A 24,459-nucleotide genomic window follows, 5' to 3' on the forward strand; every position below is an offset into this window, starting at 1 on the left:
AAAAAAAAAAAAAAAACCCCCCAAAAAAAAAAAACACAAAAAAAAAAAAACCCCCCGCCAATAACGAGTTGTATCAGTTGCTGATAATTACCATAAAGCAGAAAGAAAAAAAGAAGTGTCATCGTCAACATGGACTGAAAAAAGATATAGCGGCTTAACGCCTGCGCATGAACTTGCGGCTTAGCTCCGGCAAATATGCGCTCTTCCAGTTCTTCGCGAATTTCAGGCTGTATATCGTCAGGCTTACCGAATATAGTCCGCATTTTGTTCCTAAATCCTTTCGCTCGCTTAAATGACAAACCAATTTCAAATAAATAATGAAAATGCTGCCATAGAAAAGTATAGCGGTGAATGGGCTTTGTGAGCCCATAGACACAAGGCTCCTCCTTTTGTTCCGATATAAATGTTCCAAACAGCTTATCCCAAATAATCAGGATATCCCCATAATTCTTATCCAGATAGATTTCGTTGCTGCTATGATGCACCCGATGATGGGAAGGCGTTACAAATAGCCGCTCCAAAATACCCAAATTTCCAACAGTCTGCGTATGGGAGAAAAATGGATATACGCCATGAATCAACAGAATAGCGGTCATCATAAAGGGCGGGAAACCCAAAAGGGGGATAAAAGCCCAAAATAGCGAACGGAAAACGGCTTGAAATATGGTGATCCGGGCCGCCACCGTAAAGTTATAATCTTCACTTTGGTGATGTACAACGTGCGCAGCCCACAATAGGTTTATTTCATGGCTATAGCGATGATACCAATACCAGAGAAAATCTGTAAATAGGAAAAGTACAACCCAGGTCCAAACATTAGCTTCAATGTGAAATATCGCAAAATTTTGATACACCCAAACGAAAAAAAAGTAAAATAAACTAACGGAAAACATATCACACATACGCTCAACGATACCAACATTAAGATTTGAGATCGATTCATCAAAAGAATAAAAACGTTTCTGTTTTTTGAGGCTATACCCATATTCCAACACCATCAGAATTAAAAATAAGGGAATGATAAATGCCAAAAAATTAAGTTTTTCCGTATACATCCATTTGCTATTTTAAAGACAAACAATCTACCTGAATCGCTATTTGATAAGATTCGTCTTTTCTGATGCCAAAAGATAAATTCTTTCAAACTCTTTATTATTAAACAATCAATTTTAAATCAGGTTTTTCAATTTATGGTTTTTCAATTGATCAAAGGTATGCTTGCTCCTGTTTAGACAAGACCAAACGCCAACCTTAAGGACTTTTCTATCGCAAAAGAAAATGCACAAAAAAATCCTCAAAAAGCTAAACACTTTTTGAGGACTTCTGACTGAACGAAACCAGTACTTTACTGACAAGTCACCGTGATACCAGCTTACCTGACTATTTAAATGCTAATGCACACTGGACATATCGATCTGCGTCTTTCCTTGTTTGATCATCAAAACAAAGGGGACACACAGCAAAAATACCACACCCAGATATAAAAACACATCCATGTAGGATAATACAGTAGCCTGTTTCATCACGCTCATATCGAGTATCTGGTGTGCTTTGGCCAAAGCTTCATTGGGCGAAAAACCTTTCGCCTGAAAGCTCATTTGCAATTGCTGCACCCGTTGTTGCACATCAAACTTGCTTGGATCTAAATTAGCCACCAGATCGACGCGATGTTTTTGGCTATCACGGGCAATAAATGTCGTAATTAAGGCTATACCAAACGAACCACCCAGCTGGCGCATCATCCCTGTAAAGGCAGCTCCTTCACCGATTGACTTACCATGTAATGTCGATAGGGAGAGTGTCATGACAGGTACGAACAACAATCCTAAGCCAACTCCACGGAGAATTAGGGGCCAAAACATGTGCTCTGCTCCCGTATCATTGGTCATGAGACTGTACATCCAAAAACAGAAGCCAAAAAAGATACTTAGTCCTACGGCAACCATATATTTTTGGGGAACACCATTTTGGATCATCTTCCCAATAAAAGGCATCATGATACCGGTCATGATTGAACTTGGCAACAATAACAAACCTGCGTCTGTGGCCGTCCATCCCAATATCGACTGTGTATAGATTGGAATAATAAAAGTCGATCCAAACAAGCCGAAACCAAGAATAAAACTCATCACTACACCAACCTGCAAATTCTTGTCCTTCAATACCCGCAAGTTAACAATGGGTTTATCATAGACCAATTCCCGCCATATAAAGAATAATAGTCCGAAAACAGACAAGATTGATAAGCCTAAAATCAAGGGATCGTCAAACCAATCATCCTGTTGTCCATGTTCCAATACAAACTGAAGGGAACCAATAAACATGATCAAAAAGATCATACCAAACCAATCCACTTCCTTTGCAGATTGCTTTTGGCTATATTTAGGACTGCGCACAAAAGATAAGGTCAACAAGGTCGCAATAATCCCTAACGGCACATTGATATAGAATATATATGGCCAGGAGAAATTATCGATAATATATCCACCTAACGGTGGGCCTAGCGTTGGACCAATAATTACCCCCATACCATAGATAGCCTGAGCCATACTACGTTTTTCTTTCGGATAACTCTCTGTAATAATGGTCTGCGCTGTTACCAACAACGCTCCCCCGCCCATCCCTTGTATAAAACGAAATGCAACAAGCTCCCAAATATTGGTCGCGTTACCACATAAAAATGAAGATACTGTGAATATGATAATAGACGCAGCAAAGTAATTTCTCCGTCCAAATTGTTGGGACAACCAGCTGGTCATCGGAATCACAATTACGTTGGCGATTGCGTAAGCCGTGATAACCCATGCCACATCTGTCAAAGTCGCCCCCAACGAACCTTTCATGTCGTTCAGAGCCACGTTGACGATGGTTGTATCCACGATTTCCAACAGCGCACAAAGCACCGCTGTAATCGTGATTACAACACGTCGAAAACCATATTCAACCAGACTATCTTGTTGATTTAAATTTTCCATAGTTATTGAACATGCACATCTACGTCAGCATTCATGCCCGGTCTGAGCAAAGCCACATTTTCTGCTTTATTGTCTTTTGTCAATTTGATTTTTACAGGTAAACGCTGAACAGTCTTCACAAAGTTACCAGTCGCATTATCTGGCGGCAATAAAGAAAAACGCGATCCTGTCGCCGGTGAGAAAGAATTTACTTCACCTTCAAATTCGATATTAGGATAAGCATCCACTTTGATCCCCACCTTTTGACCAGGCTTCATTTTTTCCAATTGCGTCTCTTTAAAGTTGGCTACTACCCAAGTTTCAATATTATCGACAATGTAGAATAAAGATTGACCTGGATTGACCATTTGTCCAGGCTGAACCTTAATGTTGGATACCTGACCATCCACAGAAGCCAGTACCGCGGTATAAGAAAGGTTCAATTTAGCCGCCTCAAGCTGTGCATTCGCTCTTTTTATATTCGCCTCAGCAACAGAAGTTTGTTTTGAAGCAACTGTAGTCTTACTGACGATTGCATTACGTTGCGACGCACTGGCATTGCGTTGCTGTTGCAAAATTTCAACCTGCTTGTCGGCTTCCAATTTCGCAGTCAATGCCTGCTCGTACTGCTGTTTCGTAATGGACTGGTTATTGTATAAGTTTTGGTAGCGGATATAATCATTGTTCGCTTGCTTAGCACGAATACGTGCCGCATCGATGCTGCCTAAATTAGATTGGATCGTTGCATCTGAGATCGCCACATTAGCCGAAGACGCAGATACATCTGCCTTTGAAACATCAAAGCTACTTTGAGCTGCTGCCAAGGCTGCTAATGCCTCGTCCACACGAACCTGATAGTCTTGACTCTCAATGGTAAATAACGTATCCCCTTTTTTAACCAAATCATTGTCCTTTACATAGACTTTAGCGATAAAACCACCCACCCGTGGAATGATCGGGCTCATGTTTTTCTCCACCTGTGCATCGTCTGTAGTCTCATGCGCCTGGCCATGCATATATTTATACGCCCCATAAGCCCCTCCGAAGATGACCAATGCAGCCAAAACAATTGTAAATTTTTTATTTGTACCTTTTTTTTCAGGTGCGTTTTCTACTGTATTTTCCATGTCTAGATTAATTGCTATTTAATGTTTAAAGACCCATTTGCTAACAGCAGGTCGTAATATTTTTCAATGGTGTTTGCTTTGCTGATTGCCAGATTGATCTTGCTTTGCAGCTGCTGTACGTCTGCGGTCAACAAGTCGTCGGTATCTGCGATACCATTATCGTACTTATCTTTGGTGATCCGATAATTTTCAACAGCCTGATCCACCGCCTGATGATAGACCACATCCTGCTTTTGTGCCAGCATATAGTTTTCATTGGCCTGTTGAACCTGCACTTTTACCTTGTCATTTAATAATTCAATATGCTCATCAATTTCCTTGATACGGTTTTTTGCCACATTCACTTCTCTTTTATTTTTGTAAAGCGAACCGATATCGTAAGAAACGCCGATGCCAACCATGGCAGCATTCGTCACGGTAACCACCTTTTGAAGACCAAAAGCATTGTATCCAGCTGTTGCAGCAACAGTTGGCATGGCAGCCGCTTTTGTTACTTTCAACTGATCTTCAGCAACCAAACGTTGCGATTCCATCGATTTTAGATCTGAGCGCGAGGTTTTTGCTGCATCATATGATGCTTTTAAGCCCAAATCCACACCTGTGACTTCGCCCAAATTGATCTGATCCAGTTGGGTATCTTCATCAATTTTCAAGAAATTAGCCAATTGATAATTCAGCACCTTGATATTTTTCTGTGCTTCCTGAAGCGAAACCTGATAGTTTGAAAGCTGCAGTTCTGCTTTTAATAAGTCATTACGTGCGATCAAACCATTATCCAACATCGCTTTAAAATCCGAAACACGTTGCTCCGACTGCTTGATATTTTCAGCAATCAGCAAATTGGTTTGCTGAGCCTTATAAAGACTCAAATAAAGATTTACTGCACGTATAGCCAATTGTTCTTTGCTCGCTACAGCATTGTATTCCTCGGCTTTCAATACATCCTTTGCAATATCAATGCCGCCCTTAATTCTGCCACCGGTATAGATTGGCATACTCACCGAAGCCTGTCCTAACCACAATTGGTTTGCAGCGATATCTGGAGCAGATCCCCCCTCACCTAAAGCCAACTTTAAATTCACATTTGGTGTGGTCATAGCCATGTATTGTCCACTCAATTTTGCATCAGGAAGTTGTTTCGATTTGGCCGTTTCCACCTCGAGCTGCCTACCCAATATCTTGGTGTCGGCAGACTTCGCCTCCACGCTTTGATTTGCGGCCAAGTGAATTATTTCTTCCAAAGTCATGTGCTTGTTGTCCTGTGCCAACAAACCCATGGGACTTAAAAGCAATAAAGCACTCAAATTGGCCAACTTATTTTTCATATGTCAATAAAGCTTTAATTGTTGTCTGTATAAATTCTGTTAAAGTTGTTTCTATATAATTTGCATATTCTTCATCGTTATCGATATGCAACTGATCTTGCAAAAAGCAATGATTCATTTGGAAATTCATAAAAGTTCCCATCATCATCGAATGGATTAAAATTGGATCATATCCACCTTTGAACACCCCCTGTTCTACACCTTCATTGATCACGGAAGAAATAACCTCCAGGTTATGCAATTTGAGCTTCCTGAATGCTTCAGAGATCAGCATCCGCTGTTTTAGTGAACTTTCAATGGTAATGATATGATACAGCTTACGATGCGAATTCATCGATTTAATTGATCGATCTACCATCGCGTCTATTTTGTCCAGCGCATTGTCAATAAGCGCCAACTCATCCACATTGATCATAAAATCAGGAACACGCCACTCAAAAAACGTATCCAGCAACTTGTCCTTTGATCCAAAATAATAGTTGATCATTGCAACATTTACATTCGCTTCGTTGGCAATATCACGCACGGAAGTCCCATCAAACCCTTTTGTTGCAAAAAGACGCTCAGCTGCAAGTAAAATATCAATCTGTTTCTCGTTAAATTCCATTTTAAACCTCGATCTTTTAAAGATACCATCGCATATTCATAGCGATAATAAAAGACGTTCTCGCTAAATGCGCGACAAAGTTAAACAAACGTTTAATTTAAACAAGTGTTTAATTATTAAATTTGTGTAAAAAAAACACCATTTCTGGTGTTTTTGCTGTTGGATGGAATTAGTTAAGTATCCGATAGATCATTTCTTTTAAAATCTCTTCACTATTGAAATTGCTCGGCACATTGACACCTTTGGATTTCAAGTCGGTCTCCTTCAACACATTAAGCACATCGAAAGTTTTCCGTCTATTGTAATTCCGTGCAGCAAGCTCGTATTCTTTTAGAAAGAAAGGATGTACCCCAAGTTCTTTTGCCGCGACGGATTTGTCTATCAGATAATGGTATTTGAGAATCTTCGTGAAGTAGGTGGCAATTTGTCCAATAACCATCACCAGTGGATTATTTTTGGGATTGGCGACAAAATAATCGACGATCTGATATGCTTTTAGGGCATTACGTTTAGCCAAAGCAGTATTTAATTCAAAAACATTATAATCTTTGGAAATACCTATATTCCGTTCAACATCTTCCATGCTTATCTCTTGGCTCTTCGGAACATTAAGCATCAGTTTGTCAAGTTCATTGGACACCTTGGACAGGTCATTACCGAGATAATCCGCAATCATCACCGCAGCTTGCGGATGAATGCGCCAGCCCGCATCTTTCACATACGTCCCAATCCAGGGGCCAACCTTATCGTCGTATAGTTTGGCCGCATCAACAACTAGTCCCTTTTTTTCAAAGATTTTATAGACCTTTTTGCGTTTGTCAAATTTCCCATGTTTAAAACAGAACACAAGAATGGTTGTCGGTGTAAGATGCTCCAGGTATTTAGTTAACAGTTCTTCCGTATCCGATTTCCATTTCAGCTCCTGCGCTTCCTTAATAATAATCACCTGATAATCGCTCAACATGGGATACCGTTTTGCTGCATTGACAATGGTAGATATATCAATATCTTTTCCATAGAAAATCGATTGATCAAAGCCCTTTTGTGCTTCGTTCAACACCGTCGCTTCCAAGGCGTCAGCAATGGTATCAATGAAATAACTCTCCTCCCCTTGCAATAAATACACTGGTTTAAAAGACCTGTTCTTAATATCGGATAAGATCGGATTGATGTTCATATTTAAAACTATCGATAGTATTTATTTTCCCTGGGCCCAATTAAGCTCTTTACACGCGGCAACTTGTCTAAAGTTGCTATGGAGTACCCGGTCTATTTATTTATTTTTTCACTGCAGATCGGTTGCCCCATTACTTTCCCGCATCCAAACAATCTGCTACAGTCTAAAATGTCCCATGTTATTGCATCTTCACATGGTGTATCTAGTTCGACTATGGACATTTTATAGGAAGCAAAATTACGATTTTAATGGCAATTTAAGCGAGTAACCTTGCCGAATTAACGCTTTTATAATTGATTCATGTACGACCATCACTTTAAGCTATTGGTTTAAAGCCATGAACATTTAGCACCACAACTTCCACAATTCTGGTCAAGCAATACGGCCACAAAAGCAGACCTGAGGTTTTTTACAAAAAATCATCTTCGTCAGCAAAAAACACCATATTTCATGCCTGATGAATGTATTTTTTTTGCTAAAATTTTAGTATATTTGTGTATGTTTTCACCGACTCCACTGAACTTACCGCCGTATCAAGCTAAAATATCTAAAAAGAACAATGCGATTTATATATTTGATGAGCTCAGAAAAAAGGATCTGGTATTAACACCGGAAGAATGGGTTAGGCAGCATTGGATCAACTATTTGTCGCTCATGAAAAATTATCCCAAGGCACTGATGCACATCGAAGGCGGTTTGAAATTAAATAACCTGCAGAAACGAAGTGATTTGTTAATTTATAACAGCAGCGGGCATAAGGTGGTCTTAGCCGAATTTAAGGCACCTCATATAAAAATTACACAACAAGTATTTGAGCAAATTGCAAATTATAATACAGTTCACCGTATACCATACCTGCTAGTAAGCAACGGTATGAATCATTATTATTGTAAAATTGATTTTATCAAAAAGTCTTACGAATTTTTGGAAGACCTCCCCAACTACAACGAAATTGACTAAGGAGCTATGCATGAAATAGATAAAAATTAATCCGGAGATTCAGTCTCCCTTAGGTCTTGAACGGGGAGCACCGAAAAAATGTAAAGTAGATGTAAAACATCTTTTCAATTTATTTGATTTTTAAAATATAGTTTTATATTAGTCCTACAGAATAGAAAAAATAAAAAGATGAATATAGATAAAAACGAATTCAGAAAATATGCAGTAAAGCATCACCGTATTGGAAGTCAACATGTTGATAGCTTCATTGCGCGTACAGAGACTAGCATTCCGACAAACCTTACGCCTTACATCGTTGAAGAACGTCAACTGAACGTTGCACAAATGGATGTATTCTCACGTTTGATGATGGACCGTATCATATTTTTAGGAAGCGGTATTGACGATCAGGTTGCCAATATTATTCAGGCACAGCTCTTGTTCTTACAGTCTACCGATGCACAACGTGATATCCAGATCTACATCAATTCACCAGGTGGAAGCGTATACGCTGGACTAGGAATTTACGACACCATGCAATATATTACGCCAGATGTAGCAACCATCTGTACCGGTATTGCAGCATCTATGGGCGCTGTTCTTTTAGTTGCTGGTGCAAAAGGCAAACGTGCAGCCTTACGCCACTCACGCGTCATGATTCACCAACCTTCCGGTGGCGCTCAAGGAGTTGCAGCCGATATGGAAATCAACTTACGTGAGATGATGAAATTAAAAGAAGAATTATACACCATTATTTCAGATCATTCTGGACAAACTTACGAATGGGTAGAAAAATCTTCCGATCGCGATTACTGGATGCGGGCTAATGAGGCCAAAGAATTTGGTATGATTGACGAGATTTTACTTCCAAAGAAGGAGATTATTAAATAACAATGGCAAAGAATAACGATAGAGACATTCATTGTTCGTTTTGTGGCATAAGCAAAAATGAAGCCCAGATGCTTATTGCTGGCAACGGTGCGCACATCTGTGACCGTTGTATCCAGCAGGCGGGCGAAATCTTGGCAGAAGAATTAAAACAACGAAAAAGTAAAACTTTACAGACAGCTTTAAAGTTGATCCGTCCTTTGGAGATTAAAACCCACTTGGACCAATATGTCATCGGTCAGGATGATGCCAAAAAAGTAATTTCAGTAGCCGTTTATAATCACTATAAACGTTTAAATCAGAAAGTGGATAAAGACGAGATCGAAATCGAAAAATCCAATTTGATTATCGTGGGGGAAACAGGCACTGGTAAGACCTTGCTGGCAAAAACTGTAGCCAAGATACTTAATGTACCTTTCTGTATTGTGGATGCTACTGTATTGACCGAAGCAGGTTATGTAGGGGAAGACGTAGAAAGTATATTGACGCGTTTACTGCAAGCGGCAGATTACGATGTGGCTTCTGCTGAGCGTGGTATCATCTACATCGATGAGATTGATAAAATCGCACGTAAAAGCGACAATCCTTCTATTACGAGAGATGTATCGGGTGAAGGTGTGCAGCAAGCTCTACTGAAGATTCTCGAAGGTACAGTTGTCAACGTTCCACCGCAAGGCGGCCGTAAACACCCTGATCAAAAAATGATCGCGGTTAATACAAGCAATATCCTATTCATCTGTGGTGGAGCATTCGACGGTATTCAAAAGAAAATTGCAAACCGTCTGCGTACCCAGACAGTAGGTTATAAAATGAACGAGGACGAAGAGGAAATTGACTTGAACAATTTGTACAAGTATATTACACCGCAAGACTTAAAGAACTTTGGATTAATTCCAGAGCTGATTGGTCGTCTTCCTGTATTAACTTACTTAAACCCGCTGGATAAGGAAACCTTGCTGAGTATTCTGACTGAGCCAAAGAATGCTTTGGTAAAACAATATAAAAAGCTGTTTGAATACGAAGGTATTGAGCTAAAATTTGATCCTGACGTTTATACGTTTATTGTTGATAAAGCTGACGAATTTAAACTTGGAGCCAGAGGCCTACGCAGTATATGCGAAGCCATTATGCTGGATGCCATGTTTGAAATTCCGTCAACGAAAGAGCAGACGGGACAGAAAGCATTGGAAATCACGCTAGACTATGCGAAGAAGAAATTCGAAAAGTCTGATTTAAAAAAGCTTAAAGTTGCTTAAAAAAATCCCGTTCGCTGAACGGGATTTTTTTTTGGAAAAGAATTAAAAATCTTATATTACAATAATAACATAGCCATAACGGAATGTTGACAGGAAGATAAGAGATTCAAGAAATTAAATTTAATGACTATGACAACAAAGAAAAGTGCAAAGAATACCGTAAATAGTCCGATCACACCAGGTTTAAAAACCAAAGAAGAAATCGTGAACAACTGGCTTCCCCGTTATACCGGAAGACCTTTGGAAGAGTTCGGGGAATATATCCTTTTAACGAACTTTTCGAAATATATACACCTATTTTCTGAAATGCATGATAATGCGCCTATTTATGGAGAAGATAAACCGATGCAATCCGTCACTGCCGGAGGCATCACCATTATCAATTTCGGGATGGGAAGTCCAATGGCCGCAACCATTATGGATTTATTATCAGCAATTGCACCAAAAGCAGTGCTATTTTTGGGTAAAACCGGTGGAATCAAGAAAAAAATTCCTGTAGGCGAATTGATTCTTCCAATAGCCGCTATCCGCGGTGAGGGAACTTCCAATGACTACTTTCCACCCGAAGTACCTTCATTACCCGCCTTCGCCATGCAAAAGGCCATATCCACGACAATCCGGGATCACCAACGTGACTACTGGACAGGAACGGTATACACCACCAATAGACGAGTTTGGGAACATGATAAAGCCTTCAAAAAATATTTAAAATCAATCCGTGCCATGTGCGTGGATATGGAAACCGCAACGATATTCAGTGTCGGATTTGCCAATAAGATTCCAACAGGTGCTCTGTTGCTGGTTTCGGATCAACCAATGGTACCCGAAGGAGTCAAAACGTCTGTCAGTGATGTAACAGTTACAGCAAAATATGTAGAAGCACATATCAGCATAGGTATTGATGCTTTAAAACAGCTTATCAATAACGGATTGACCGTGAAGCACCTTAAATTTTAAGCTGTATTTCAACCAACATCATATTTTCCCTTTCTAGGAAAATATGATGTATCCCTCTCCATAAAACCATAACTATCAAACCCTTAAAACTATTAACTATTATTTTTGATTAATAATTGAACGGTTATTAACTAAAATTTGAGGTGTTAACAAATGTTAATCTTCACAATAATTAAACGATTTGTCGTTTATATTGTAATATTCATATTACTCAACACATATATCGTAAAAATTAATCAAGCATTGTGAAGAAAAAAACATTATCTTTTTTTAACGTAACCTTTTTGATTTGTTCAGCCTTAGCCACACAGGTAAGTTGTTCTTCAAGTTCTTCAAAAGAAAATAAAACCAAAGAAAAAAACGTAGCCTTGCCAGTCTATACCGTCACTAAATCTGATGCCACCACCATCAAGGATTATTTGGGAACCATAGAAGGTAAAGTTAACGTGGAGGTCCGCCCACAGGTCGAAGGGCTGCTTCAGGAAATTTATATCGATGAAGGCTCATTTGTTCAAAAAGGCCAGAAACTGTTCAAGGTAGACCCTTCTACTTACCAAGAAAATCTCAATAACATGGTTGCTACGGAGCAAGTCGCCAAAGCCAAACTTAAAAATGCACAGCTCGAAGTCGACCGGTTGAAACCGTTGGTTCAAAACGACGTTATCTCCGATGTCAGACTGGCGTCGGCAAAATCAGATTATCAAGTAGCCAAGGCAACGTTGGACCAGGCCATCGCAGCCGTACGTTCAGCGCAGATCAGCAAAGATTTTACAGTGATCACCGCTCCGGTAAGTGGTTACATTGGCCGCATTCCAAAGCGTATTGGAAATTTGGTATCAAAAGGCGATAAAGAACCCCTTACCTATCTTTCAGACATCCAGGAAGTGTATGTATATTTCTCCATGAATGAATCTGACTTTCTTTATTTTTCCAAAGCACAGGCAAAAAAAGATAGCTTGGAAGGGAAAAAATACAACCAGAATCAAAAGCTCGTATTTCCAGAAGTTACTTTAGTCCTCGCAGATGGTGAGGAATATTCAAAAAAAGGTATTGTCGACGCCGTCAATGGCCAGATTAACCGAACTACGGGAGCAATCTCTTTGCGCGCCACTTTCCAAAACCACGACAACATACTTCGATCCGGAAGTAGCGGCACCCTTAAGATTGCCGAAGTAAAAAAAGACGTTCTTCAAATTCCGCAGATAGCCGTCAATGAATTGCAGGATAAAACCTTTGTCTATATACTGGACCAAAACAATAAGGCGCAAAAACGAAATATCCAACTGATGGGCAAAAGTAAAAACAATTATATCGTCTATACAGGCCTCAAGGAAAACGATCGCGTTATTACCAGCGGATTTGACAAATTAACCGACGGTTCACCAGTGACCCCGATTTTACAGAAATAATTATCGATCATTTTTGCATACTACCCGGTGCCAGGCATACTGTGCACCAAAAGTAGCGTGTTTAAAATTCTATGTATATGCTAAAAACATTTATAAATAGGCCTGTATTAGCTACGGTGGTTTCTATTATCCTGGTTATCTTAGGCTTGGTGGGCCTAAAACTCCTGCCTGTCTCGCGCTTTCCAGAAATTGCCCCACCAAGTGTGCTTGTTTCACTAAGTTATCCCGGTGCTAATGCGGAAACCGTAGCAAAAAGTGTTTTGCTGCCTATCGAAGAAGCCATCAATGGTGTAGAGGATATGACCTATATCAAGTCGTCTGCCTCCAATTCAGGATCGGGAAGTGTATCGGTGTACTTTAAGACAGGTACCAATCCTGATATTGCTTCGGTCAACGTACAGACACGGATTTCCAAAGCAATCAGTTCCATTCCTGCCGAAGTAAATGAAGCCGGCATCACGGTCATGCCTCGGCAAACCGGTGTCATCATGACCATCAATCTCTACTCCGATCACCAGGATAGCGCCTACGATGAAACCTTTCTCCAGGCTTATGCACAGATTAACCTGATGCGACCTTTGCTGCGTGTCGATGGCGTAGCTCAAGTTTCCCGTTTGGGGGCCAGGGATTATGCGATGCGCCTTTGGCTGAACCCAGAAAAACTAGCCCTTTATAACCTCGTTCCACAAGATGTTATGAATGCTATAAAAGATCAAAACTTTGAGATTGCCCCAGGCAAATTTGGAGAAACCTCGGATGAAGCTTTCGAAACAGTGATCCGTCATAAGGGGCGTTTCACCACACCGGAGGAATTCCAGAGTATTGTGATCAAAACCAACACCGACGGTTCAGTGCTCTATTTAAAAGATGTGGCCCGGGTAGAATTCGGAGCTACAAATTTAAGCAGCGACAACAAGGTGAATGGCCATCCCGGTCTTACACTCAACTTAACACAGACCAGTGGTTCCAACGCCCATGACATCGATATTGCTGTCAGAAAGGTTCTTGAAGAACAATCAAAAACATTTCCAAAAGGCCTACACTATGAGGTGACCTATTCAGTACGTGATCAGATCGACGAATCGATCAACCAAGTGGAGCACACCCTTTTTGAGGCGTTTATCCTGGTATTTATTATTGTCTTTATCTTCCTGCAAGATTTTCGATCCACCCTGATTCCGGCAATTGCAATCCCAGTTTCCTTGGTGGGAACCTTCTTTTTTCTGCAGCTTTTTGGATTTTCGCTCAATGTCCTCACGATGTTTGCCCTGGTGTTGGCTATTGGAATCGTAGTGGATGACGCCATCGTTGTCGTCGAAGCTATCCATGAAAAAATGCACAGCACAGGATTGAAACCCAGAGCCGCAACATTGTCGACGATGTCCGAAATTACGGGAGCCATCCTGTCAATAACCATGGTCATGGCTGCTGTATTTTTGCCTGTAGGATTTATGGAAGGGCCAGCAGGTATTTTCTATCGCCAATTTGCCTATACCTTGGCAACGGCGATTCTGATTTCAGCACTCAATGCCTTAACTTTAAGTCCAGCCTTATGTGCTCTCCTACTGAAAGCCCCGAAACAGCATACCAATCAAGAAAGCAGCAAAATCAATCAATTTAAAGATCGTTTCTTCAAAGCATTCAATACTTCTTTTGATCGGGTGACGGCCCGTTATGTCGCTATTGTAGAAATACTGATCAAGAATAAAAAAATAGCCTGGGCAGGCTTAATTTTAATTACAGCACTTGGCATCGTGTTCATGATTAAAACGCCCAAAAGTTTTATTCCGACCGAAGATGATGGCTTTATTACATATAACATTGCCCTCCCTCCCGGCGCTTCATTGAGTCGGACTACTGAGGTTCTTCATCGTGCCGATAGTATTTTAAAGAAAAGACAGGACATTAATGGCATGACAACAGTCTCTGGTTTTAATGCCCTGGACGGAAGTTCGAGCCCGGCATTTGCTGCTGGTTACATTACCTTAAAACCACATGCCAAACGCGAGCACATCAAAAACATTAATGCGTTTATGGATACCATTAGGCATGATCTATCCCAGATCAATGAAGCAACGTTTACGGTGTTCCCCCGACCTACCGTACAGGGTTTTGGAGACTTTGCCGGCATTGAAATGGTTCTTCAGGATCGGATGGGTGGTGACATTCGGGATTTCAACACCATTGCAGATACCTTTATTAACCAGCTCAATACGCTGCCTGAAATTCGCAGCGCCTACACAAGCTTTAAATCAAACTTCCCTCAATATGAAGTAAATATCGATGCCGTAAAGGCAAAATCGCTGGGCGTCGAAATCAAAGATCTTATGTCTACAATACGGTCTTATTTTGCACGTGTACAGGCGAGTGATTTTAACCGGTTTGGTCGCCAATACCGCGTTTATGTTCAATCGGATTTCGACTTCCGGAAGGATCCCGAATCCTTCAATTCTATTTTTGTGCGGAATAGTAAAGGCGAAATGGTTCCTATTAACACCATATTAACTTTAGAAAAGACGGTGGGTCCGGAAACTATTACACGCTACAATCTGTACAACGCGATAGCGGTTAATATTACGCCAGCGGAAGGCTACAGTACTGATGATGCCATGCAGGCAATCCAAAAATTGGCCGACAATAAACTTCCGGGTAATTACGGTTTTGAATGGACGGGCATGAGCTATGAAGAAAGTCAGTCCGGTTCGCAGACGATCTTGATTTTTGCGCTTAGTATCCTATTCGTCTACTTCCTGCTTTCGGCTCAATACGAAAGCTATATCCTTCCTTGGGCAGTACTATTGTCCATACCAGTCGGCCTGATCGGCGTTTTTACCGTGATCAACCTGGTGGGACTTCAAAACAATATTTATGTGCAAGTCGGACTCATTATGCTCATTGGCCTCTTGGCCAAAAATGCGATTCTGATCGTGGAGTTCGCTGTCCAGGAGCGAAAAAATGGCAAAAGCATTGTCGAAGCAGCCATTAGCGGTTCAAAACTTAGGTTAAGGCCAATCTTGATGACCAGCCTGGCTTTTGTTGCAGGGCTGGTACCCTTGATGTGGACGGTTGGCCCCTCGGCAATCGGTAACCATTCGATCAGCTTCAGCGCCGCCGGCGGCATGCTCTTTGGTGTAGCATTCGGCATCTTTATCATCCCCGTACTCTTTGTTGTATTCAAAAGTCTGGATGAAAAACTACATGATAAACTAGCTAAAGAAGAGGAAGAATAATGAAAAACATACAAAAATACCTTTCGGGAATATCGATCATCATTGGCCTCTTAGGCCTGATGAATGCCTGTAAGATCGGCAAAGATTATGTGCAGCCCAAACTCAAACTTCCGGAAAACTTTCGTGGCGATACGCTGGATTACTTCGGAGATACCTCCAGTATGGGCCTGATCCATTGGAAATCCTTCTTTCATGATCCCACATTGAAGCTATTGATTGATTCTGCCTTAGCCAATAACTTTGAAATGAAAACTGCACTGCTCAACCTGCAGATTTCAACGCGAGTCTTAGCGCAGAATAAAGCCAACTACCTGCCGAGTGTAAATGCAACAATTGCCAATGGAAACCGTACCTGGCGATCAAAGGACTTTGGCAGTGGTCCTCTGACTAAATACTACGATCATAAGGATGAAAAAGCGCCGCAAAATATGTTCGTCTATCAATCCATGTTTGGCTCTGATATTAATTTTAGCTGGGAAGTCGATATCTGGAAGAAAATAGGAAGCAAACAAGAACAACTCTTAGCCGAGTATTTGGATACACAGGAGGCAAAAAATGCGATACAGACCTCGATCATAACAGCTGTGGCAAAAGGTTACTTCAATCTCTTGATGCTAGATGCCAAAATTGAAGTTGCCAAACGGAACGTCCAATTAAATGACAGCACTCTCCGCATGATCAAGCTCCAATATGAAGCTGGTGAAATCACCGCCTTGGCGATCCAACAAACACAATCACAACGCCTATTGGCAGCCTCCCTCGTTCCCGAAATCGAAAAGGAAATTGCCATCCAGGAAAATGCGCTGCAGACACTTACCGGAAAATTACCCGACAGCATCAAAAGAGGAACTTCTTACGAGCATCTCTTCGCGGAGAGCAAAGACATCTCCCTGGGGTCCCCAATCGAGATTGTCCGCAATAGACCAGATATCCGATCATCTGAATTTCAACTGATGGCAGCCAATGCGAATGCGAATATCCAACAGGCTATGCGTTATCCGTCATTGACCGTGGGCGGCGTATTAGGGGTAAATAGTATGCTCCCTAAAAATTGGTTTAATATCCCTGGCGCATTGCTTGGTGGAATAACTGGAAATTTAACCACGCCTATTTTCAAAAACAAAACATTGAAAACACAGTATGAGGTTGCTAAATTGGAACGTGATAAAGCCGAAATCCAACTGCAACAAAAAGTTGTCGAGGCAGTCGCCGAAGTCTCTAATGCAGTGGTCACAGTCGACAAGCAACGTGAACAATTAGCTTTGGCTAAAGAAAGGGTCGATAACGCGCACCTGGCAGTTAAAAACGCAGGTCTACTCTTTAAAAGTGGGTATGCCACCTATCTAGAGGTCATTACCGCGCAAAGTAATGCCCTTAATAGCGACCTGGATCTCGTCGAATTACGACAACAGCATTTAGATGCATTTGTAGACTTGTATCGTGCGCTCGGTGGAGGTTGGAGATAAGGATTTAAAACTTTATTTTTGTGGTATGACTCCAGAAGAATTACAACACTATTTTCAATCCAAAGACTTGCCCGAAACGCTGGAAATACAGCAAGATATGCAGGTCTTCGACGTTCAGCGTTTCTTGAGCACAAGCTTCATCCATGTAAGCTTATGGAAAAAAGATTTAAGCAAATGTCCATCCTGGATTAGACTGCTGAAATTCAAGGATGCCTTAGAAGCAAAAGAAGAAGCCTAACATCTGTTAGGCTTCTTCCTTATTTATACGTTCTATAGGCTGGGCGCAAGTTGTTTCATTAATAAAGGCATCTGTTCTTTCGAAAAAATCTCTTCTGCCCCGGCGTCCCGCAATTCCATCCGCTCATTCTCATCACTGCTCGAAGTCAACCCAAATATTCTGATCGAGGGAAATCTTTCTTTCACAATTTTTGCCGTTTCTATTCCGTTTAATACAGGCATATGCAGGTCTAATATACATATCTCAGGAAGCTCATGCTCGTTTTCATGGAGGTAGTCGATCAACTCCCTGCCATTGGATGCACAATAAACCAAATCCAATAAATGTGATTGAGCCATCGCTCGCATCAACACATGATGAATCATCGCATCATCTGCGTAGACAATCGTACATCTATCTTTGGTATCCATTTGAATAAGCTGTCATTTAGTAATTATAAAAACAATATTATATAAATATGTAATAAAATAAAAAATACAGAAAAAAGTTAGCAATAATTATGTTATTATACAAATTTTATTTCAAAATGTCCAATATTAACAATCCAACAAACTTTTAGTTTGATTTATACAATAAGAACATCATAGGTAGCAATCTCTTCGCGTCAACAACGCTAGAAAAGATGTGGTAAAGAGAAAAGAAGACCGGTAGATTATCTCCTAAAAATCATCTTCAATAATTTCGGCCACTCTTCCTATTTGGCCGTCCGTCAACCTGACTTTAATCCCCCTCGAATGATAAGAGGACGATGTTAGCAAGTCCTTCACAATGCCTTCTGTTAGATTTCCCGTACGCTGGTCCTTTTTTAAGATTATATTCACCAACATACCTGGCTTTACATCTGCTCTATTTCTTCCATCCATGGTCAAACTTAGATAAATAGTTTTTTAAATGCAATATAAAAAATCATTTATTGTTGGAAAGACCTTCATCCTGAATGCTGGAAAAAGCGTATTGAAGTGAATGCAGGGCTATTGCATACATAAATGTTACAAATCAAATGTAAAGACCTTTTCCTGCTAGCACTGTCATATCACAAAAAATGGTCGGAAGAAATTCCGACCATCGTTGGCTTTTAGCTTTTTTTTAGAAATAGTCACCGTCAGCATTGACCGGCGACCGTTGACTTATTTAAATAACTTAAAGATATCGTTTCCAAATATAAAGACCATCAAGGCCAAAAGAATGAAGAAACCGACCATTTGTGCTTTTTCTAGGAATTTTTCACTCAATGGCTTGCCTTGAATCATCTCAACCAACAAGAACAACACGTGACCGCCATCCAAAGCTGGAATAGGCAATAGGTTCATAAATGCCAATGCCATAGACAACATCCCTACTAAGGACCAAAAACGGATCCAGTCCACTTCCGTGCCAAACAGAGTTGCAATGCCAATAGGGCCCGATAATGCTTTATCAGCACGCACTTCGCCTTTGAAAATTTTACCAAATCCCTTAGCGTTATCGGTAATCACTGTAAACGCTTTCTTTGCACCGATCGGAAACGCCTCCATCAAGGTATATTGCGTTGTAAACGATTTGATGGAATAATCACGATTGATCCCTATTCCCAGCATGGCATCTGCAGGAACAATTCCTTGCAAGGAAACTTCAGCCCCTTTGCGTAAAACTTTAATCGCAACCGTTTTATTGCTATTCGCTTTTATTTGCGCCTTAAATTGATCGAAGAAAGGAACCTGTGTCTCGTTTACGGCAATAATGCTATCGCCTTTCACAAACCCCATTTTACTTGCCACCGAACCGGGAGCTACTTCAGCAACACTGGTCGTTTTAACCCGTGGCTCGATAAACTTCTCTCCTTTTTTGTCGGAAAGCGTGTTTAATAAATCAGCGGGGACTTTGACTTCTGCTGTAGCTCCATCACGCTCAACTGTAAGTGCAACTCCCCCCATCAATACTTTAGAACTGATCAGCTCCGAGTAATTTTCGATACGGTGACCGTCTATTGCAATCACTTTATCGCCAGCTTTCAAACCAATAGATTCACCAATGGACCCAGGTACAATACCGTTTACCAGCTGATCCATTTTAATGTCTGTATTGCCCATTTTAAAAGTCAGCATCCAAAAAACAACAACACCGACGACAATATTGACAATAATACCGCCTAACATGACGATTAAACGTTGCCAAGCTGGTTTTGATCTAAATTCCCAAGGTTGTGGCTCCCCCTTCAATTGCTCCGTATCCATCGATTCATCGATCATACCCGCAATCTTGACATAACCGCCTAAAGGCAACCAGCCAATACCATATTCACATCCTTTATAATTGAATTTAAATAATTTCACTCCCCAAGCATCAAAGAACAGATAAAACTTTTCCACCTTGATACCAAATGCACGTGCTGCTAAGAAATGTCCTAACTCATGTAGAACAATTAAAATTGACAAGCCTAAAATCACTTGTCCGACCATAATTAAAACACCCATGTATGCTTTTTAAAATTTAATCTTTGATTATTTCCTTTGTTATTAACCTTGCGACACGATCCGTCTCCAGATAATCATCCAGCGTCGGTGTCGCAATGAATTCTACTTTATCTAATGTCTGTTCAATAATATCACTCATCTCCAAAAAACCAACTTGATCTTTCAGAAAGGCATCCACAACCACTTCATTGGCCGCATTTAATACACAGCTTCTATTTCCGCCGGTACGAAGGCTTTCATAAGCCAATGCCAAATTCCGAAAAGTTTCCATGTCTGCTTTTTCAAAACTGAGCGTCGGATAGTCCATGAAATTAAATCGTTCAAAACTGTTTTCAAAACGTGCCGGATAGGTCAGTGCATACTGGATCGGCAATTTCATATCAGGAATCCCCATTTGGGCCTTCATGGAACCATCCTGAAACTGAACTAACGAATGTACAATAGATTGAGGATGTACAATCACATCCACCTGATTTATGGACAGATTGAAGAGCCATTTTGCTTCAATCACTTCTAGCCCTTTATTCATCAGGGATGCCGAGTCAATCGTAATTTTGGCGCCCATCGACCAATTGGGATGCTTCAAGGCTTGGGCCTTCGTAACCTGTAGGAGATCGGCACGTTTTTTCCCACGAAAAGGACCGCCGGAGGCCGTCACATATATTTTCTCAATTGGATTATGCTCCTCACCGGTCAAACACTGAAAGATCGCCGAATGCTCTGAATCCACAGGAAGCATGCGTACACCATATTCTTTCACTAAGGCCATTATCAGCTCACCAGCGACAACAAGTGTCTCCTTATTGGCCAGTGCAATATCTTTTTTCGATTGAATCGCTTTAACAGTAGGTTTTAATCCCGCAGATCCAACAATTGCATTCAAAACGATATCAACTTCTTCCAACTGCACCACTTCAACCAATCCGGCTTCACCCAAAAGAACAGCGATATCATATCCTTTTAAAGCATCCTGTACCTGATTATAGTGTAGGGAATCTGTTACCACCACTGCTTTGGGCTTAAACTCCAAGGCCTGTTGGATCAACAGTGTGACATTGCTGCCACAAGTCAGAACAATTGCTTCAAATGTATTAGGAAAGGCTCTTATCACATCCAAGGCTTGTGTGCCTATACTTCCCGTTGCCCCTAAAATGGCAATTCCTTTTTTACTCAAAACCTTTGCTATTAATTAAAATATATTATTTAAAATCTTTGGGTCTTCTCCCCCATGGTAATCCGCCATCATGGATCGGTAAGCGACCGAAACAACAATACTAGCCAGAGGTACCACCAAAAACGAGCTCACGAGGTTCAAAATAATAAAAATTATGTAATATTCTAAATAATTAAAATACATCTGTAGTAACTGGAAAAAAGCAAATACAGCCAAAATCAATAATAGTTTGAATACATTGCCTTTTGTCAATGCAAAACTGAAGCGTAATGACCGTAATGTCCCCGCGTGTTTATCAATAATGAAAAACGGATAAAATGCCACTCGAATAATCAGGATGAACGTCAATATGGCCGCAACAAAGACAACAAACATCGTAAAGTTGCTCATCAGCTCCATCCGATTGTCACCATTTTCAAATAGGTAAAGGAATGGTAAAGAGACGGCCCCCAATAGCATCAGAAGTGCTATAGAAAGCACCATAATACTCAACATAGCGCCAAAAAAGTATGCAAGCTCTTTCGTACTCGGGATACATTGGACGAGTTTCTTCTCCTGGTTACCATCAATCAGACTTAAAATATACTTAAACAAAGTCATGTTCAATCCAAAATACATCACCATGAAAAAAAATGCCATAAAGCCACTCAACACCACATTGAAATCACTGATGGTGGTCGCGAGATAATTAGACAGTCCGGAGGTTACAAATAGTAAAAAACAAAGCCCCGCCACTGAAAAATAATGCCTTTTCAGCAACTCCAATGACTTATTAAAAACCTCGTTAACGGCAAAAGTACTTTCCTTTAGGAATTGAATCATTTTTTCTTTGAATAAACTTCTACAAAGATGCCATATTTTTTAATTTTCAACAATTTACACACCTAGAAAAATCACTTTTTTTATCATTTTTAACATAAAAAGAACGGTTATGGAAAATCTGTTATCCCAGATAGATGAAAACAGGCTAAAAATAAAAATCCCCTATCCGAATGGATAAGGGATTTTCTATTTTGACCTTAACTCTTCCTATTTAAATTCTTTGGGAAGCGGCTTCTCCAATAAGTATTGGTAGTAGAAACGCGCACGCTCATTAAAATCATATTTACTTTTCGAACGGTCAAATCCATGACGGCTTCCCGGATAGATCATCAATTCAAAAGGGACGCTTCGATCCGTTAATTTATCGACAAGTTGGGTTGTATTCTGCAAATGAACATTGTCATCCATATCGCCATGCATAATGCGCAACACGCCTTTATAATTATTGGCATAGGTCAACACAGAACCAGCTTTATATCCGTCTGGATTGTCTTGAGGCGTGTCCATCCATCTTTCCGTGTAATGGCTATCATACAGATCCCATGAGGTAACCGGTGCGCCAGCAATACCAAAATCAAATACATCTGCCGCCTTCGTCATCGCCAAACAAGTCATATAGCCACCATAGCTATGCCCTGTAATAAGTACTTTGTTTTTAGCGACCCAAGGTTGCGATTTTAACCATTTAACAATTGTCGAATAATCAATAATTTCCCAGTGACCAAGATTGCGGTGCATATAAGCAACACCTTGTTTACCAAAATGACCAGATGCCCGGTGATCTGCAGAGACTTGAATAATTCCTTCATTGGCCCAGTACTGATTGGCCGTTCCTTTCCAGGTATCTTTTACCGTTCCCGCGTCAGGCCCACCGTAAATACTGAAAACAACCGGGTACACTTTTGATTTATCAAAATTTGTCGGATAAGTGATGGTCAATGGAAGATCGAACAGTCCGTCATCTGATTTAAGATGTAAGTATTCGGTTTTACCGTAGGTATACGAGGTAAAATCAGCAGCTTTACTATCCGCTAGCTGACGTACGACCTTACCTTGATTATCCAACAAAGCGAACCGATCGGGTGTACTCACATTGGAGTATTTGGTAATAAAATACTTGCCGTCAGGCGACACATTCACATCGTGCGAGTATTCACCGAACGTCAGACGTTTTAAGTTTTTACCTGAATAATCCACGCGGTACAAATCAAAACGCGCTGAGTTTTCTTTACGTGCGGTAAAATAGATCACCTTATTTTTTTCATCAATCCGTTTTAATTCCGTTACCTGCCATTCGCCGGAAGTAATTGGATTGACCAATGTTCCATCCAATTTATAGAGGTAATAATGCGCCCAGCCTGTCTTATCCGATTTTAGGATATAATATTTGTTGTCCGCCAGATATGTGATACGCTCATCGTGATCCAAATTGATCCATGAAGCCTGACGCTCATCGTAGATTTCTTTTTTCGAACCTGAATTCGGATCCACTTGATAAAACTTCAAATTGTTCTGATCCCTGTTCATCCACTGTACCATCACATTTTTACTATCAAAGGCCCAATAAGGCTGGCCAAAATACTGATCGTCTTTCTCGTTGAAATCAGCCCAGGTAACGTTGCCCCCTTCGAGGTGAACGATTCCTACCTTCACTTCCGGATTTGGGTCACCGGCTTTGGGATATCTTGTCTCCTCCAGGTAACCATGCTGGCCTTTGGACGAATAAATCGGAAACATCGGAACCTTGGTATCATCGAAACGCATAAAAGCGATCTTACGGCTGTCCGGAGACCACCAAAAAGCTTTATATTTTGTTGGGCGCCCAAGAATTTCTTCGTAATATACCCAGGATGACCAACCATTGTAGATCACATCAGTACCATCCTTTGTACATTGCATTTCTTTTCCTGAAGTCACGTCCACGCTATACAGATTGCTTTTACGCGTAAAGGCTACATATTTACCATCCGGTGATAAGGTTGGATTCTGTTCAGCAACATCAGGAGAGTTGGTCAGCCTCTTTGCTACACCATCGGTACCTTTCAGGAAGATATCATTGTTCTCGACATAAACAACCGTCCCTTCTTTAGCGGGAACTGTATAAATGCTTCTGTGACCTGACTTAATGTTAACCTGATATAAACGACCATCATTTACATCATTTTCCAGATAAGCTGTCCCGTCTGCCCAGCCAGGATACTGATTGGTACGAACTGTCAACGATGACTTTTGCCCCCAGGACTGTGCAAAATCCAATTTCTTTTGTGCGAAACCAACCTCGTGCACAAAAAAAACGATAGACGCACCTAAGAGTACTCTTGATACCGTATTCATTAATTTTTGGATATGTTTATTAATTATTTTGGCTAAGATAAAGAATTGTGACAAATAACGACGATTTTGCCTGTAACAAGCTTAATTCACATATCGCGTACCA

Annotated in this window: 20 protein-coding genes; 8 read left to right on the forward strand and 12 right to left on the reverse strand. The window is 40.7% G+C overall.

Features of this window, described 5'->3' with window-relative positions:
- The 6 genes from B4Z47_RS00515 to holA form a co-directional block, all read right to left on the reverse strand.
- The coding region (locus tag B4Z47_RS00515; RefSeq protein ID WP_286726548.1) for a sterol desaturase family protein at nucleotides 1–1,055 on the reverse strand (1,055 nt) is incomplete at its 3' end.
- A 336-nt stretch (nucleotides 1,056–1,391) separates the two neighbouring features.
- The gene (locus B4Z47_RS00520) at nucleotides 1,392–2,975 is read right to left on the reverse strand and encodes an MDR family MFS transporter (RefSeq protein ID WP_070565506.1); all 1,584 of its coding nucleotides are present in this window, start codon (nucleotides 2,973–2,975) and stop codon (nucleotides 1,392–1,394) included.
- Between the two features lie 2 nt (nucleotides 2,976–2,977).
- Nucleotides 2,978–4,081: an HlyD family secretion protein gene (locus tag B4Z47_RS00525; protein ID WP_070565508.1), complete on the reverse strand. Its 1,104-nt coding sequence runs from the start codon at nucleotides 4,079–4,081 to the stop codon at nucleotides 2,978–2,980.
- A gap of 14 nt (nucleotides 4,082–4,095) precedes the next feature.
- Entirely contained in the window at nucleotides 4,096–5,406 is a 1,311-nt protein-coding gene (locus B4Z47_RS00530) for a TolC family protein (protein WP_112376165.1), read from the reverse strand.
- A complete protein-coding gene (locus B4Z47_RS00535; RefSeq protein ID WP_070565512.1) occupies nucleotides 5,396–6,013 on the reverse strand; it encodes a TetR/AcrR family transcriptional regulator in 618 nt (205 codons plus the stop codon). Before B4Z47_RS00535 ends, B4Z47_RS00530 begins: the two co-directional genes overlap by 11 nt.
- Nucleotides 6,014–6,182: 169 nt before the next feature.
- Nucleotides 6,183–7,190 carry a DNA polymerase III subunit delta gene (holA, locus tag B4Z47_RS00540; protein WP_115045729.1) on the reverse strand — a complete coding sequence of 336 codons (1,008 nt, stop codon included), beginning with the start codon at nucleotides 7,188–7,190 and terminating at the stop codon, nucleotides 6,183–6,185.
- 498 nt (nucleotides 7,191–7,688) lie between these two features.
- Between holA and B4Z47_RS00545 the strand changes: the two genes are divergently transcribed.
- The 8 genes from B4Z47_RS00545 to B4Z47_RS00580 all read left to right on the forward strand — a co-directional run bounded on the left by B4Z47_RS00545 (nucleotide 7,689) and on the right by B4Z47_RS00580 (nucleotide 17,573).
- The gene (locus B4Z47_RS00545; protein WP_070565516.1) at nucleotides 7,689–8,150 is read left to right on the forward strand and encodes a type I restriction enzyme HsdR N-terminal domain-containing protein; all 462 of its coding nucleotides are present in this window, start codon (nucleotides 7,689–7,691) and stop codon (nucleotides 8,148–8,150) included.
- Nucleotides 8,151–8,318: 168 nt separating this feature from the next.
- Entirely contained in the window at nucleotides 8,319–9,020 is a 702-nt protein-coding gene (gene clpP / locus B4Z47_RS00550) for an ATP-dependent Clp endopeptidase proteolytic subunit ClpP (RefSeq protein WP_046674530.1), read from the forward strand.
- Between the two features lie 2 nt (nucleotides 9,021–9,022).
- Nucleotides 9,023–10,273, forward strand: a complete 1,251-nt coding sequence (gene clpX, locus B4Z47_RS00555; RefSeq protein ID WP_070565518.1) for an ATP-dependent Clp protease ATP-binding subunit ClpX — start codon at nucleotides 9,023–9,025, stop codon at nucleotides 10,271–10,273.
- A gap of 123 nt (nucleotides 10,274–10,396) precedes the next feature.
- A complete protein-coding gene (locus B4Z47_RS00560; protein WP_070565520.1) occupies nucleotides 10,397–11,230 on the forward strand; it encodes an AMP nucleosidase in 834 nt (277 codons plus the stop codon).
- 245 nt (nucleotides 11,231–11,475) lie between these two features.
- On the forward strand, nucleotides 11,476–12,639 hold the full coding sequence (locus tag B4Z47_RS00565; protein WP_112376164.1) for an efflux RND transporter periplasmic adaptor subunit: 1,164 nt from the start codon (nucleotides 11,476–11,478) through the stop codon (nucleotides 12,637–12,639).
- Nucleotides 12,640–12,716: 77 nt separating this feature from the next.
- Entirely contained in the window at nucleotides 12,717–15,869 is a 3,153-nt protein-coding gene (locus tag B4Z47_RS00570; protein ID WP_112376576.1) for an efflux RND transporter permease subunit, read from the forward strand.
- Nucleotides 15,869–17,335, forward strand: a complete 1,467-nt coding sequence (locus B4Z47_RS00575) for an efflux transporter outer membrane subunit (RefSeq protein ID WP_115045728.1) — start codon at nucleotides 15,869–15,871, stop codon at nucleotides 17,333–17,335. Before B4Z47_RS00570 ends, B4Z47_RS00575 begins: the two co-directional genes overlap by 1 nt.
- Nucleotides 17,336–17,360: 25 nt before the next feature.
- Nucleotides 17,361–17,573 (forward strand): DUF6965 family protein, encoded by a 213-nt coding sequence (locus B4Z47_RS00580; RefSeq protein ID WP_070565692.1) that lies wholly within the window; start codon nucleotides 17,361–17,363, stop codon nucleotides 17,571–17,573.
- A gap of 32 nt (nucleotides 17,574–17,605) precedes the next feature.
- Here B4Z47_RS00580 and B4Z47_RS00585 read toward each other — a convergent pair whose 3' ends face one another.
- From B4Z47_RS00585 to B4Z47_RS00610, 6 genes are all read right to left on the reverse strand, one after another.
- Nucleotides 17,606–17,983, reverse strand: a complete 378-nt coding sequence (locus B4Z47_RS00585; RefSeq protein ID WP_070565524.1) for a response regulator — start codon at nucleotides 17,981–17,983, stop codon at nucleotides 17,606–17,608.
- A gap of 249 nt (nucleotides 17,984–18,232) precedes the next feature.
- On the reverse strand, nucleotides 18,233–18,436 hold the full coding sequence (locus B4Z47_RS00590; RefSeq protein WP_070565526.1) for a YwbE family protein: 204 nt from the start codon (nucleotides 18,434–18,436) through the stop codon (nucleotides 18,233–18,235).
- A 264-nt stretch (nucleotides 18,437–18,700) separates the two neighbouring features.
- Nucleotides 18,701–20,026 (reverse strand): RIP metalloprotease RseP, encoded by a 1,326-nt coding sequence (gene rseP, locus B4Z47_RS00595; protein WP_070565528.1) that lies wholly within the window; start codon nucleotides 20,024–20,026, stop codon nucleotides 18,701–18,703.
- Between the two features lie 16 nt (nucleotides 20,027–20,042).
- Nucleotides 20,043–21,200 (reverse strand): 1-deoxy-D-xylulose-5-phosphate reductoisomerase, encoded by a 1,158-nt coding sequence (locus B4Z47_RS00600; protein WP_112376162.1) that lies wholly within the window; start codon nucleotides 21,198–21,200, stop codon nucleotides 20,043–20,045.
- Between the two features lie 15 nt (nucleotides 21,201–21,215).
- Entirely contained in the window at nucleotides 21,216–22,022 is an 807-nt protein-coding gene (locus tag B4Z47_RS00605; protein ID WP_070565532.1) for a beta-carotene 15,15'-monooxygenase, read from the reverse strand.
- Nucleotides 22,023–22,229: 207 nt separating this feature from the next.
- Nucleotides 22,230–24,356, reverse strand: a complete 2,127-nt coding sequence (locus B4Z47_RS00610) for a S9 family peptidase (RefSeq protein ID WP_070565534.1) — start codon at nucleotides 24,354–24,356, stop codon at nucleotides 22,230–22,232.
- Between the last annotated feature and the right edge of the window lie 103 nt (nucleotides 24,357–24,459).

Source organism: Sphingobacterium sp. UBA2610, assembly GCF_002339225.1.
Lineage (GTDB): Bacteria > Bacteroidota > Bacteroidia > Sphingobacteriales > Sphingobacteriaceae > Sphingobacterium > Sphingobacterium multivorum.

Excerpts from the sequence above, each read along its gene's own strand:
- B4Z47_RS00570 (WP_112376576.1), top strand. The coding sequence starts at position 12,717 with ATGCTAAAAACATTTATAAATAGGCCTGTATTAGCTACGGTGGTTTCT.
- holA (WP_115045729.1), bottom strand. The coding sequence starts at position 7,190 with ATGAACATCAATCCGATCTTATCCGATATTAAGAACAGGTCTTTTAAA.
- rseP (WP_070565528.1), bottom strand. The coding sequence starts at position 20,026 with ATGGGTGTTTTAATTATGGTCGGACAAGTGATTTTAGGCTTGTCAATT.
- B4Z47_RS00545 (WP_070565516.1), top strand. The coding sequence starts at position 7,689 with ATGTTTTCACCGACTCCACTGAACTTACCGCCGTATCAAGCTAAAATA.
- B4Z47_RS00610 (WP_070565534.1), bottom strand. The coding sequence starts at position 24,356 with ATGAATACGGTATCAAGAGTACTCTTAGGTGCGTCTATCGTTTTTTTT.
- B4Z47_RS00575 (WP_115045728.1), top strand. The coding sequence starts at position 15,869 with ATGAAAAACATACAAAAATACCTTTCGGGAATATCGATCATCATTGGC.
- clpP (WP_046674530.1), top strand. The coding sequence starts at position 8,319 with ATGAATATAGATAAAAACGAATTCAGAAAATATGCAGTAAAGCATCAC.
- B4Z47_RS00590 (WP_070565526.1), bottom strand. The coding sequence starts at position 18,436 with ATGGATGGAAGAAATAGAGCAGATGTAAAGCCAGGTATGTTGGTGAAT.
- B4Z47_RS00530 (WP_112376165.1), bottom strand. The coding sequence starts at position 5,406 with ATGAAAAATAAGTTGGCCAATTTGAGTGCTTTATTGCTTTTAAGTCCC.
- B4Z47_RS00580 (WP_070565692.1), top strand. The coding sequence starts at position 17,361 with ATGACTCCAGAAGAATTACAACACTATTTTCAATCCAAAGACTTGCCC.
- B4Z47_RS00560 (WP_070565520.1), top strand. The coding sequence starts at position 10,397 with ATGACTATGACAACAAAGAAAAGTGCAAAGAATACCGTAAATAGTCCG.
- B4Z47_RS00585 (WP_070565524.1), bottom strand. The coding sequence starts at position 17,983 with ATGGATACCAAAGATAGATGTACGATTGTCTACGCAGATGATGCGATG.
- B4Z47_RS00525 (WP_070565508.1), bottom strand. The coding sequence starts at position 4,081 with ATGGAAAATACAGTAGAAAACGCACCTGAAAAAAAAGGTACAAATAAA.
- B4Z47_RS00605 (WP_070565532.1), bottom strand. The coding sequence starts at position 22,022 with ATGATTCAATTCCTAAAGGAAAGTACTTTTGCCGTTAACGAGGTTTTT.
- B4Z47_RS00535 (WP_070565512.1), bottom strand. The coding sequence starts at position 6,013 with ATGGAATTTAACGAGAAACAGATTGATATTTTACTTGCAGCTGAGCGT.
- clpX (WP_070565518.1), top strand. The coding sequence starts at position 9,023 with ATGGCAAAGAATAACGATAGAGACATTCATTGTTCGTTTTGTGGCATA.
- B4Z47_RS00520 (WP_070565506.1), bottom strand. The coding sequence starts at position 2,975 with ATGGAAAATTTAAATCAACAAGATAGTCTGGTTGAATATGGTTTTCGA.